Origin of the sequence: Nocardia acidivorans NBRC 108247, assembly GCF_001625085.1 — a bacterium.
Lineage (GTDB): Bacteria > Actinomycetota > Actinomycetes > Mycobacteriales > Mycobacteriaceae > Nocardia > Nocardia acidivorans.
In genome coordinates this window covers 118,559-130,504 of sequence record NZ_BDAW01000016.1, presented here as the reverse complement: position 1 = coordinate 130,504, position 11,946 = coordinate 118,559, and the positions used below count along the sequence as shown (strand labels likewise).

At 67.5% G+C, this 11,946-nt stretch carries 13 protein-coding genes; 9 read left to right on the top strand and 4 right to left on the bottom strand.

Translation table 11 applies throughout. The annotated features are described in order from the left end of the window. Positions 1-4: 4 nt before the first annotated feature. From NA10_RS10800 to NA10_RS10790, 3 genes are all read right to left on the bottom strand, one after another. Positions 5-487 (bottom strand): cation:proton antiporter regulatory subunit, encoded by a 483-nt coding sequence (locus NA10_RS10800; protein ID WP_067566786.1) that lies wholly within the window; start codon positions 485-487, stop codon positions 5-7. Positions 488-530: 43 nt separating this feature from the next. Next, positions 531-899: a DUF952 domain-containing protein gene (locus NA10_RS10795; protein ID WP_067566784.1), complete on the bottom strand. Its 369-nt coding sequence runs from the start codon at positions 897-899 to the stop codon at positions 531-533. 358 nt (positions 900-1,257) lie between these two features. Next, positions 1,258-2,583, bottom strand: coding sequence for an aldehyde dehydrogenase family protein (locus tag NA10_RS10790; protein ID WP_084514505.1), 1,326 nt, complete (start codon positions 2,581-2,583; stop codon positions 1,258-1,260). A gap of 135 nt (positions 2,584-2,718) precedes the next feature. Between NA10_RS10790 and NA10_RS10780 the strand changes: the two genes are divergently transcribed. The 9 genes from NA10_RS10780 to NA10_RS10740 all read left to right on the top strand — a co-directional run bounded on the left by NA10_RS10780 (position 2,719) and on the right by NA10_RS10740 (position 10,026). After that, positions 2,719-3,753: an AraC family transcriptional regulator gene (locus tag NA10_RS10780; RefSeq protein ID WP_084514504.1), complete on the top strand. Its 1,035-nt coding sequence runs from the start codon at positions 2,719-2,721 to the stop codon at positions 3,751-3,753. 86 nt (positions 3,754-3,839) lie between these two features. After that, the gene (locus tag NA10_RS10775) at positions 3,840-5,645 is read left to right on the top strand and encodes an acyl-CoA dehydrogenase (RefSeq protein ID WP_067566780.1); all 1,806 of its coding nucleotides are present in this window, start codon (positions 3,840-3,842) and stop codon (positions 5,643-5,645) included. A gap of 346 nt (positions 5,646-5,991) precedes the next feature. Then, positions 5,992-6,186, top strand: coding sequence for a DUF7455 domain-containing protein (locus NA10_RS38580; protein ID WP_033087939.1), 195 nt, complete (start codon positions 5,992-5,994; stop codon positions 6,184-6,186). Between the two features lie 230 nt (positions 6,187-6,416). Next, the gene (locus NA10_RS10765) at positions 6,417-8,144 is read left to right on the top strand and encodes a DEAD/DEAH box helicase (RefSeq protein WP_067566778.1); all 1,728 of its coding nucleotides are present in this window, start codon (positions 6,417-6,419) and stop codon (positions 8,142-8,144) included. 1 nt (position 8,145) lies between these two features. Then, positions 8,146-8,706, top strand: coding sequence for a hypothetical protein (locus tag NA10_RS10760; protein WP_067566774.1), 561 nt, complete (start codon positions 8,146-8,148; stop codon positions 8,704-8,706). A gap of 42 nt (positions 8,707-8,748) precedes the next feature. Next, positions 8,749-8,985, top strand: coding sequence for a helix-turn-helix domain-containing protein (locus NA10_RS10755; protein ID WP_245677141.1), 237 nt, complete (start codon positions 8,749-8,751; stop codon positions 8,983-8,985). A 53-nt stretch (positions 8,986-9,038) separates the two neighbouring features. Beyond that, a complete protein-coding gene (locus NA10_RS10750; protein WP_067566769.1) occupies positions 9,039-9,527 on the top strand; it encodes a DnaJ family domain-containing protein in 489 nt (162 codons plus the stop codon). After that, the gene (locus NA10_RS39480; protein ID WP_373862355.1) at positions 9,416-9,673 is read left to right on the top strand and encodes an excalibur calcium-binding domain-containing protein; all 258 of its coding nucleotides are present in this window, start codon (positions 9,416-9,418) and stop codon (positions 9,671-9,673) included. Before NA10_RS10750 ends, NA10_RS39480 begins: the two co-directional genes overlap by 112 nt. Positions 9,674-9,711: 38 nt before the next feature. After that, a complete protein-coding gene (locus tag NA10_RS10740; protein ID WP_067566767.1) occupies positions 9,712-10,026 on the top strand; it encodes a DUF1905 domain-containing protein in 315 nt (104 codons plus the stop codon). Between the two features lie 103 nt (positions 10,027-10,129). On the opposite strand, the gene NA10_RS10735 is transcribed toward NA10_RS10740, so the two are convergent. Continuing rightward, positions 10,130-11,845, bottom strand: coding sequence for a DEAD/DEAH box helicase (locus tag NA10_RS10735; RefSeq protein ID WP_245677135.1), 1,716 nt, complete (start codon positions 11,843-11,845; stop codon positions 10,130-10,132). Positions 11,846-11,946: the final 101 nt, after the last annotated feature.

The following is an 11,946-nucleotide window of genomic DNA, read 5'->3' as shown; positions in this document are numbered from 1 at the left end:
CGGCTCAGCCGTCGGCCAGGATGCGGGCGGCCGCGTCCAGTCCGTGCGGCGTGCCGACCACGACCAGCAGGTCGCCGGAGTCGAGGACGAAGTCGGGTCCGGGCGAGGGGTGCAATTGGCCCGCGCGCATAACCGCGACGATGCTGGCCTTGGTGCGGGTGCGCATCCCGGTTTCACCGAGCATGCGGCCGCGATAGGGCGAATTACCGCCGATGGGTAGTTGGCGGGTGGTGATTCCGGGTAGGTCGCGGTGGTCTTCCTTGAGCTTCTCCACCAGCTGCGGCGCACCGAGCAGATTGGCCATGACCGCGGCCTCATCGCTGGTGAGCGGGACCTGTGCGAGGCAGGCGTCCGGGTCGTCCCGCTGGGAGACGATCAGGTCGATGGTGCCGTCCCGATGCGCCACCACCCCGATCCGACGTCCCGAGCGGACCTCGAAATCCTTCCGCACACCGATACCGGGCAGCGCTGTCACATCGACGTTCACCCGTCCAGATTAGGACAGGGTGGCCGGATACCGGTGGATCAGCTCAGTTGTCGGCGAGCGCGCTGTACAGACCGTCCGTTCCTGGCTGGTAGGCGGTGATTTCCACGACCGCCGCGATCGGCAGCGGACCGTACAGATGCGGAAAGCGCATGGACTCCGGATCGGTCGGCACCCCCGGTTCCCACTTCACCTCGGCCCCGAGCCGCTCGGGATCCAAGCGCAGCAGCACCATATCCGTGCGCCCCGCGAAGAGCCGATTGGCGGGCAGATGCACCTGATACGGCTCGGACAGATGAATGAACCCGACCTCCACCAGCGACGGCGCGCGATACTCCCCCGCCGCCACGGCCGCCTCCCATTCATCGCGAGCGCAGATGTGCAGCAAGGTCTTCGGCGTCGTCTGATCTCCCACCCGCCACAACCTACCCGCAGTCCCCACCACACCTTTCGACCCAGGCACGCCGCTTGTCATCCCGGCGCGGCGCTCGTCATCCCGGCGCGCCGCTCGTCACCCCGGCACGCCGCTCGTCACCCCGCCACGCCGCTCGTCACCCCGCCACTCCGCTCGTCACCCCAGCATGCCGCTCGTCATCCCGGCCCCTTGTCATCCCAGTAGGCCGCTGGTCATCCCGCCACGCGGCTCGTCATCCCGAAGGAGAAGTGCGCGCGGGCGTGACTTCGCCCGGGGACGACGCGGGGGTTCCCACCCCGGACCGCCGGGGACAGGGCGGCGGGGTGGGAGCCGTATGGCGCTCGTCCGGTTGATCCGATCAATACGGCGCGGGACGGGCCACGTGTACCGATACGTCGTTGACCCCGACGGGGGCGGGGGCGAAGCGGCCGACCGCGCGAGCGCCGACCGCGATGTCCGAGGTCCAGACGCTCACGCAGGGCGGGCCGGGTGGGCGCAGGGCGAGTTCGAAGGCTTCGCCCGCCGCGGCGACGCGGACCACGGGCAGGACCGGGCCGAGGGTCTGCTGGGTCAGGACCGACATGGTGGGGTCGACATCGGCCAGGACGGTGGGTTCGAAGCTGTGTCCGGCGGCGGTGCCACCGCAGCGCAGGGTCGCGCCCTTGAGTAGCGCGTCGCGCACCTGATCGCGCACCACGTCGATATGTTTGGCGGAGGTCATGACCCCGACGGCGGTGTCATCGCCCAGAATCGGCCCGAAGGCGGCGGCCTCGTCGACGAGTTTGTCGAGAAATGCGTCGTAGACCGCACTTTCGACATAGACGCGCTCGATCCCATTGGGATTTTGCCCGCTATTTGCCAATCCGCCGAAAGCAATGCTCGCGGCCGCTTTGTCCAGATCGGCGTCGGCGAGCACCACCGCCGCGGACTTCCCGCCCAGATCCAGACAGCACGGGATCAATCGGGCAGCGGCGCGCAATGCCACCACCTTCCCGGTCTCGGCGCTGCCGGTGAAGCGGACATAATCCACATGATCGAGCACCGCGGGTCCGGCATCGTGTCCGGTCACCGTCTCGAAAACCGCTGGCGCACCGGTACTCGCCCAGCCGGCGGTGATCGCGCGCAGGGTGAGCGGGGTCTGTGAAGAGGGTTTGACGACCACCGCCGCACCGGCCAGCAGCGCGGGCAGCGCGTCGAACATGGCCAGCGCCAACGGATATGTCCACGGGCCGATCACCCCGACCACCGCACACGAGTGGTGCGCGACGGCGAGCTGCATGGCCGCGCCGGGCCGCAGCGCCGCCTGCGGCATTCTGCCGCCGAGGAATTCGGCGGCATTGGCGCGGTAGTGATCCAGGGCCTCGAGCGTGAGCGCCAGCTCGGCGTCGGCCTCGGTCTCGGGTTTGCCGGTCTCCAGGCTCAGCAATGTGGCGAGTCCGGACCTGTTGTCCTGTAACCAATTCCGGAACGAGTACAGCCAGTGGATGCGTCCCACCACGCCCAGCGACCGCCACAGCACGCTGTTGTCGCGCAGCCGATCCACGGTATCGCGCACCGTGTCGGGGGTATGGGCGGGAATGGTGTCGATCACCCTGCCGTCGGCGGGTGCGATCACTATGAGCATCGGCGGGCCGACCTTTCCGGCAGACGGCACCTCGGAATATGCGGAAAGCGCAGTGCGCATGAATCTCACCGTATGGCTGAGCTTTTCGAGCGACCAGCTGGCAATGGGCCAGGAATCGACGAATATGGGCCGTACCCAGGCAACTTACCGGCCGGTAACGGCCCGGGGAAGCCAAAAGTTTGCGAGTATGCCTGAGTGACGGAAGAGTTGGCGCAACTGCGGTCCATCACCAGCACCGCCCTGCTGGCCGACTTCGCCCTGGGTCGCGGGCTCACCATACGGTCGGTTTTGCATGAAACCGGTATCGGCGAAGCGGATCTGCGCGACCCCTCCACGGAAATCACTCTGGGCCAGGAATTCTCGATCATGCGCAATGTGGTCGCGGGCATCGAGGATGAGCCCGGCCTGGGCCTGCTGGCCGGGCTGCTGTGTCATCCGCCCTCGATGGGCGTGCTCGGCTTCGCGCTGATGAGCGCGGCGAATCTGCGTGCGGCCATGGATATCGCGCTGCGCTACGCCGATCTGTCCTTCACCGCCGCGCACCATTACATCGAGGATATGGGCACCGAGGTGGCGGTGGTGCGCGATGACAGCGCCCTACCGCCGGACATCCGCCGCTTCACCCTCGAACGCGATCTCGCCGCCATCGCCACCATCCAGCAGGATCTGCTGCCCATGCGCCTTCCCGCGGTGCGGGTGGAGCTCTATGTCGAGGCCCATCCCATCTACGAGATGTTCGGCGCGGTCTTCGGCGTCGAGGAGGTGGCGTTCTCGATGCCGCAGTCCCGCATCAGCTTTCAGGCAGCAACCCTGCAAACCCCACTGCCGCAGGCGAATATGTCCACCGCCCGCTTCTACGAACAGCAGTGCAACGACCTGATGGAGAGCAGGCACAGCCGCACCGGTCTGAGCGGACGGGTGCGTCAACTGCTCATCCGGCACGGCGGCTCGGCGGATCAGGCGCGCATTGCCGCGGATCTGGATGTCAGCGTGCGCACCCTGCGCCGCCGCCTCTCCGAGGAGGGCACCACCTTCCGCGAACTCAGCACCGAGACCGTCGGCCTGCTCGCGGAGGAACTGCTCATCGCCGGGCTCACCGTCGAACAGGCGGCCGAGCGGCTCGGCTACTCCAGCGTGTCGGCGTTCGCCTCGGCCTTCCGCACCTGGAAGGGCCAGTCACCGGGACATTTCGGCCGCCTGCATCGCGGCCGCACCTCGGTGCGCTCCTGAACCCGCCCCGCTGAGCGCCGGCGGGGGCGCACCGATCTGGTAGACCGTCGGGTACGAACCATCCGTACCCGACCGTTCGAGGAATCATGAACCCGTCCGTGATCATGTCCGCCCGCGATATCGAGTTCCTGCTCTACGACTGGCTGGATGTGGAGTCCCTGACCGGTCGCGAACGCTTCGCCGACCACTCCCGCGACACCTTCGACCAGGTGCTGCGGCTGTGCCAGGACCTGGCGACCACCTATTTCGCCCCGCACAATCGCGAGAACGATCTGCGCGAACCCGAGTTCGACGGTGAGCGGGTGCACATCATCCCCGCCGTCGGCAAGGCGGTGAAAGCCTTCGCCGATGCCGGAATGATCGGCGCGGCAATGGATTACGACATCGGCGGGATGCAGCTGCCGCATGTGGTCTACACCGCGTGCATGGCCTGGTTCCACGCCGCCAACGCGGGCACCGCCGCCTATCCGATGCTCACCACCGGCAATGCGAATCTGCTTGCCACGCACGGCAGTCCGGAGCAGATCGACCGTTTCGTACGGCCCATGCTGGACGGGCGCAGCCTCGGCACCATGGCGCTGTCCGAGCCGCACGCCGGATCCAGCCTGGCCGATATCACCACCCGCGCGGTACCGCGGGACGACGGCTCGTACCGGATCTTCGGCCGCAAGATGTGGATTTCCGGTGGGGACCACGAACTTTCGGAGAATATCGTCCACCTGGTACTGGCCCGCATTCCTGGCGCGCCGGAGGGCACCCGCGGCATCTCGCTGTTCATCGTGCCGAAATTCCTTGCGGACGACCAGGATCGGCCGACCGTGCGCAATGATGTGGCGCTCGCGGGCATCAATCACAAGATGGGCTGGCGCGGCACGGTCAATACCGCCCCGGTCTTCGGCGACGGCAACTTCACCCCCGGCGGACAGCCCGGCGCGATCGGCTATCTGGTGGGCGAGCCGAATCACGGTCTGGCACAGATGTTCACGATGATGAACGAGGCGCGCATCAGCGTCGGTCTGGCCGCCACCGCCCTGGGCTACACCGGCTATCTCAAGTCCCTGGACTATGCCCGCAATCGCCCGCAGGGCCGTCCGCTCGGCGCGAAGGGCGGCCCGCAGGTGCCCATCGTCGATCACCCGGACGTGCGCCGCATGCTGCTGGCCCAGAAGTCCTATGTCGAAGGCGCGCTGGCGCTACAGTTCTACTGCGGTCGCCTGGTCGACGAACAGCACACCGCCACAACCGAATCCGAGCGCACCGAGGCCGCCACCCTGCTGCGCATCCTCACCCCCATCGCCAAGAGCTGGCCCAGCCAGTGGTGCCTGCGGGCCAACGACCTGGCGATCCAGGTGCACGGGGGTGCGGGCTACACCCGCGACTACGACGTCGAACAGCATTACCGCGACAATCGCCTCAACCCCATTCACGAGGGCACACACGGCATTCAGAGTATGGACCTGCTCGGCCGCCAGGTCACCCTCGACCAGGGCGCGGCCCTGACCGCCCTGCTCACCCGCATGGCCGCCACCGTCGCCACCGCCCACGCCACCGGCGATGCCGAGCTCAGCGGGTACGCCGACGCCCTGGAGACCGCGGCGGGCCGCCTGGCCGCCACCACCGCGGGCCTGTGGCGCGACGGTGACGCCGAGACCGCGCTGGCCAACTCCGCCGTCTACCTCGAGGCCTTCGGCCATGTGACGCTGTCCTGGATCTGGCTCGAACAGGCCATGGCCGCAACGGCACTCGCGGCGGGCGGCGACAGCTTCGGGCTCGGCAAGCGCGCGGCGGCGGGATACTTCTTCCGGTGGGAGCTGCCGCGCACGGGCGCGATGTTCGATCTGCTGGACTCGCGTGATCGCGCCACCCTCGATCTGAACCCCTCGTGGCTGTGAGCGTTGCCGAGCGTGTGCAGATCGAACTCGGAGGGTTATCCAATCGGAGTGTGAGTGTCAGTGCCCCCGGGTAGTCTCCCGATAGACAACTCGATCAGCGTATTAGGTGGGTAGTTCCAAGGACTCCACGGGGAGCGGCGCGGCCCTGTTCGCTTTCAGCGAAATCCCAGGTCTGTTAGGCAAAACACACGGGAAACTCCTCGGGAACAAAGACCTCGCCTCGAACGTCTGACAGAGTAGTCATCAACCACTGCTGGGAAGTAGCGGTAGCGAGCTCGCGAAGTGGATCGCGAGCCCCACACCAGGCGAAGGGTGTGCGAGCACTCGGAGCCAGGACGGAGGAGTCATGCCAGGAACCCTGACTAGCACCCCACTGACCGCGGTCGATCGTTGTGACCGCTGCGGGGCGGCTGCGCGCGTGCGTGCAACCCTTCCCGCGGGTGGTGAGTTGCTCTTCTGCCAGCATCACGCCAATGAGCACATGGATCGTCTCCGTGAGCTCGAAGCCGTGATCGATACGGAGTCGGCACCGGCGCTGTAACAGCTCCTCCACCTCGGGTTCGTATATCGGCCCGGGGGGTCCGCTCGAAAACTGAATCTTCCCAACAGAATTACCCCAAGCAACGGGCGGTCCCTCACGGGCCCGCCCGTTGCCCGGTTTTCCCACCCGGACTTGCGCAAAACGGGTTTTGTGTGTCTCGGGGTGGGTTCCACGCATCGGAGGAGAGCGTCCTGTCCGCCACACACGCCACCTACCTGCCCGATCGGCATATGTTCGCGCTCTGGAGTTGGAGCGCGTCGGCTCCCGGCGCGCCGCCGGAGCTCGAAGGGGAATCGGATGCGATCCCGCTGGCGATTCCCGAGGGTGCGGGGTTCGCGGTGCGCGAGGTGCCCTGCCTGCTGGTCGAGCCCGAGCGGTTCCCGGGGCTCACCCTGAACGAGCCCGGTTCGTCGGCGCTGAGCTGGCGGGCCGTGCTGAACGGGGAGCCGGCCGCCCTGCCGGTCGCGGCGCACGCGGTGCCCAATGCGGGCGGCAATGCCATCGTGACGGCCGCTCGGGCCGTGCGGGCGCTGCGGGACACCCTCGCGCTGGGCACCGAGCTGCGCAGCGGCTTGAAGGCCGAACTGCGGCCCTACCAGGCCCGCGGCATCACCTGGCTGCATGAGACCACGGCCGCGCACGGGGGCGCCGTGCTCGCCGACGAGATGGGTTTGGGCAAGACCGTGCAGGCCATCGGATACCTGCTCGGGCGGATCGCCGACGGACCACAACTGGTGGTGTGTCCGACATCGCTCGTGGGCAACTGGGTGCATGAGATCGAACGATTCGCGCCCGAACTCGCGGCCGTCGCGTGGCGGGGCGGCGGGCCGCCGCAGGCGCAGGCCGGGACCGTGGTGGTCACCGGATATCCGACGCTGCGCGGGCATGGCCCGGCGCTGACCGGAACGCAGTGGGCGAGCGTCGTATTCGACGAGGCGCAGGTGTTGAAGAATCCGCGCACACAGGTGTCCAAGGCGGCGCGGGGCATTCGGGCCCAGGCGCGGGTGGCATTGACCGGTACGCCCGTGGAGAACAATCTCGAGGAGTTGTGGGCGCTGCTCAACCTGGTTGTGCCGCACGAGTTCACGCATAAGACGCAGTTCCGGCGCAGGTTCGTGCGGCCGATCAGCGAGGGGTCCGCGCCCGCGGTGCTGCGATTGCGCGATGCCATCGAACCGGTGGTGCTGGCACGGCGCAAGGCCGAGGTGGCCGGGACGCTGCCGCCCAAGATTCACACCGATCTGGTCTGCGACCTCACCCGGGAGCAGGAGCGGGTCTATGACCGGCTGCTCGATCGGGCCGAGCAGGAGGGGTTCGGATCCGGCGGGCAGCGGCATACCCGGCTGCTGTCGGTGCTGACCGAGCTCAAGCAGGTGTGCAATCACCCGGGGCTGATCAGCGGGGATCTGGACGAATTGGCCGGGCGCTCGGGCAAATTCGATGTGTGCGCGGACATTCTGGCCGCCAATGTGGCCAATGACGCGCCGACGCTGGTGTTCACCCAGTACCGGCGCACCGGGGAACTGCTGGTGCGGTACTGCGCCGAGGAACTCGGCATCACCGCGCCGTTCTTCCACGGCGGGCTGAATCAGGCGCAGCGCGGGGAGATCGTGCGGGACTTCCAATCCCCGGACGGGCCACCGGTATTGGTGCTGAGCCTGCGAGCGGCGGGTACGGGCCTCACCCTGACCCGCGCCGCCGATGTCATCCACTTCGACCGCTGGTGGAATCCGGCGGTCGAGGCGCAGGCCTCGGACCGCGCGCATCGGATCGGGCAGACCCGCACGGTCACCGTCACCACGCTGACCTCGGGGACCACCATCGAGGAGCACATCGCGGGAATGCACGATCGCAAGTCGGCATTGACCGATCTCACCGATACCGCCGGGATCGCCGCCCTCGCCCGCCTCGATGACGACCGACTATTCGAACTCCTGCGTCGAAAGCGAGCGAACTGAGATGCCCGACAACGACTTCGGATACACCAGCTGGGGCAAGGATTGGGTGCGGCTGGCGCAACCATTGAAAATGGACAAGCCCGAACCGATGCTGCCGCGCGCACGCAGCATCGCGGGCAATGGCCTGGTGCGGACCGAGATCGAGAACACCATGGTGCGAGCCACGATTCATCGCGGGTCGGAAGCGTCGGTGACGTATGTGGAACTGGTCCCGCTCTCCGCGCCGACCATCGCGGCTATCGCACAACTGATTCCGGCGGACGCGCTCACGCTGACCGATGAGCATCGGGCGGCGATCGCCGAGCACGGCATCGGTATCGCACCGCGGATCGCGCGGGCGGACTGCTCCTGCCGGGCTCGCAACGAGCGCTGCCTGCACTACCTGGCCACGTGTTACGCCCTGGCCCGACAGGTCGATGAAACACCCTGGCTGGCACTGGAATTGCAGGGGTTCCGGAGCGGTGGGACCACCGAGGTGGCGGGTGCGCAATCGCATCCGGCCCGCTGGACGCCGCTGAGCTCACTGGATCCGGCGGCCTATTTCGAGGTGCCGGTGGCGTAGGGGCGGCGGGCGCGGAAGCGGAACATGGTTGCGCCGGTGTCGATGTCGATATCGGTGAAACCGCCGCGGGTGCTCTCGGTCAGGGTCGCGGGCGGGATGGGGATTACCTTCGGCCGGTGGCGAACCCAGCTCCGGCCGGCCGCCTCACTCCCCCTGCTGGCCGCGGGCCTGCCCATCGCCCGGATCGCTGAACGAGTCGGTTACGCCACTCCCAGCGCGTATATCGCCGCCTTCCACCGCGAGGTCGGGGTCTCCCCGGCCCGCTACTTGCGCGGGTAACGCATCCTCGTTCTGTCCACCCGGCGGTCTCCGACAGTCGGTAGTATTGAGGTGTGACCGAGCGCAAACCGCCCGATCTCACCTTCGAATCCTGGATAGACAAGCAGATTCGAGAGGCCATCGATCGGGGCGAATTCGGACAGCTGCCCGGTGCGGGAAAACCCATTCCGCCCGGTATGGATGACGAGAACTGGTGGGTCCGAAACCTCCTGCAACGCGAGGGAATCGGCAATGACGCCCTGCTGCCCGAACACATAGTCCTGCGCCGCGACCGCGAACGCATCGACCGAACCGTCGCCCAACTCCCCACCGAACGCGCCGTCCGCGACGCTGTCACCGAACTCAACGAACGAATCATCCGCTGGCTCCGCTCCCCCGGCGGCCCGAACGTGCCAATCGGCCCGGTGCGCGCGGACGAGGTGGTGGCCAAATGGCGCGCGGCACGGGAAACCGAACGGTCAGCCGAAAACCCCAGTGCGCCAGCCGAACCGGTCGAACCGCGCGCGAAACGGTCGTGGTGGCGGCGCGTGCGCGGCCGATGAAACGGGCACAGCTCGCGCATACCCTGTGGCCGATCGGAGTTGCGCCGATGCCCCGGGCGGCGGGTGCGGCACCACTGCATCGCGGCGATCCGGGGTACAGCAGCCGGTTCGACGGGGATGGCGACGGCATCGCCTGTGAGAAGTAGTCGGGTTGGTGTCGTGCCGCTGGATTACGGTCTGGCGTATGTCGACTTCGCGGTACGCGTTCACCGGTGAGCTATGGGTGTGGGAGGGGCCCGCGTCGTGGTATTTCACCAGCCTGCCGGAGGAGGTGGCCGATGAGATCGAGCAGGAGCATGGGCATCGGGCGGCGGGGTTCGGGTCGGTGCGGGTGCGGGTCACCGTGGGTGGGAGCAAATGGGCTACCTCGCTGTTTCCCAACCGCAAGGCGGGGACCTACATGCTGCCGATGAAGAAGCCGGTGCGCGTGGCCGAGGGGCTCGATGTCGGGGATTCGTTCCAGGTGGAGCTGGAGGTCGTCGGCTCCGAAACCGCCTGAGATCGGCCGGGTTTCGGCAGATGCCGAGCAGCGGTCGCCGACCCGTCGACGCCCGGCAACAGCCGCGGCAACGGGTCGGGTCCGGTGCGGCGCGGGACGTTGCTCAGCTGGTGCGGCGCAGGACCGCGATGCGCTCGGTAAGTTGGTCGGCGGTGGCCAGGGCGGTGGGGGGACCGCCGCATTCGCGACGTAGGTCGCCGTGGATGACGCCGTGCGGTTTGCCCGTGCGGTGGTGGTGCATGGCGACCAGGCTGTTGAGTTCACGGCGGAGTTCGCCGAGGCGGTCGGCGGTGGCGGCGCGCTCGGCCGAGGCGGCATTGGTGGGCAGGGTTGCGGTGCGGGCGGATTCGGCCGTGCGGTCCTGGAGCTGGCGGGTTTGGCGGTCGCGGAGCAGGGCGCGCATCTGGTCGGCGTCGAGCAGGCCGGGGATGCCGAGGTAGTCGGCCTCCTCATCGCTGCCGGAGAAGGTGGCGGTGCCGAAGGAATCGCCGTCGTAGATGACCTGATCCAGTTCGGCATCCGCGGCCAGCGCGATGAACTTCTTCTCCTCCTCGCCGGGCTCGTCCTTCTGCTTGTTGGCGTCGATGAGCAGTTCGTCGTCGAGTTCGTTCTTCTCACGATGCGGTTTGCCGATGACGTGATCGCGCTGCACCTCGAGCTGCGCGGCCAGATCCAGCAGCACCGGCACCGAGGGCAGGAAGACACTCGCGGTCTCACCGGCCTTGCGGGCACGCACGAAACGACCGATGGCCTGCGCGAAGTACAGCGGGGTGGAGGCGCTGGTGGCGTAGACGCCGACCGCCAGGCGCGGGACGTCGACGCCCTCGGAGACCATGCGCACCGCGACCATCCACGGATCGGTGCTCTCGCTGAACTCACCGATGCGACTCGAGGACTGCGGATCGTCCGAGAGCACCACGGTCGGTTTGGTGCCCGAAATATGTTCGAGCAGTTCGGCGTAGTCGCGCGCCTTGTCCTGATCGGTGGCGATGACCAGACCGCCCGCATCGGGCATACCGGTGGCGCGCAACTGCCGCAGCCGGGTGTCGGCGGCGGTGAGCACCTTGGACATCCAGTCACCCGCGGGGTCCAGGGCGGTGCGCCATGCGCGGGCGGTCTGTTCGGCGTTCAGCGGCTCACCCAGGCGGGCGGAGTACTCATCGCCGGCGCTGTCCCGCCAATGCGCCTCACCGGAGTAGGCGAGGAAGACCACGGGGCGCACCACGCCGTCGGCGAGCGCCTCGGAGTAGCCGTAGGTGTGATCGGCCTTGGATTTCTCGAAGCCCGATTCATCGGCCTCATAGGTGATGAACGGGATCTTCGAATCATCGCTGCGGAAGGGCGTACCGGTGAGCGCGAGTCTTCGGGTGGCATCCCCGAACGCCTCCTCGACCGCCTCGCCCCAGCTCTTGGCATCACCGGTGTGATGGATCTCGTCCATGATGACCAGCGTGCGGCGGTTCTCGGTGCGCACCCGATGCTTGAACGGATGCGAGGCCACCTGGGCATAGGTCACCACCACACCGTGGTAATCGGAGGAGGTGGACCCGGTGGAATTGGAGAAGTTCGAGTCCAGTTGGATCCCGAGCCGCTGCGCCGATCCGGCCCACTGATGCTTCAGATGCTCGGTGGGAGCCACCACCGTCACCTGGTCGATGGTGCGGTCGGCGAGCAGTTCGGCCGCCACGCGCAGCGCGAAAGTCGTCTTACCCGCACCCGGCGTGGCGACAGCAAGGAAGTCTCGAGGCTTGGTTGTCAGATACTTGGTGAGAGCCCTGCGCTGCCAAGCACGTAATGAACCGCCACCACCCGAAGTCACTTGGAAGAGATTAGCGATGTGGACCGACAACGCACCAATCCAACACGGTCACAAGTAGTGCCGCACGACACATCGTCGGTCCGCGTCCATTTGAAACGCTG

Coding starts and splice junctions, on each gene's coding strand:
- NA10_RS10755 (WP_245677141.1), top strand. CDS start 8,749: ATGTCGATATCGGTGAAACCGCCGCGGGTGCTCTCGGTCAGGGTCGCG.
- NA10_RS10760 (WP_067566774.1), top strand. CDS start 8,146: ATGCCCGACAACGACTTCGGATACACCAGCTGGGGCAAGGATTGGGTG.
- NA10_RS38580 (WP_033087939.1), top strand. CDS start 5,992: ATGCCAGGAACCCTGACTAGCACCCCACTGACCGCGGTCGATCGTTGT.
- NA10_RS10775 (WP_067566780.1), top strand. CDS start 3,840: ATGAACCCGTCCGTGATCATGTCCGCCCGCGATATCGAGTTCCTGCTC.
- NA10_RS10740 (WP_067566767.1), top strand. CDS start 9,712: ATGTCGACTTCGCGGTACGCGTTCACCGGTGAGCTATGGGTGTGGGAG.
- NA10_RS10790 (WP_084514505.1), bottom strand. CDS start 2,583: ATGCGCACTGCGCTTTCCGCATATTCCGAGGTGCCGTCTGCCGGAAAG.
- NA10_RS10765 (WP_067566778.1), top strand. CDS start 6,417: ATGTTCGCGCTCTGGAGTTGGAGCGCGTCGGCTCCCGGCGCGCCGCCG.
- NA10_RS39480 (WP_373862355.1), top strand. CDS start 9,416: ATGGCGCGCGGCACGGGAAACCGAACGGTCAGCCGAAAACCCCAGTGC.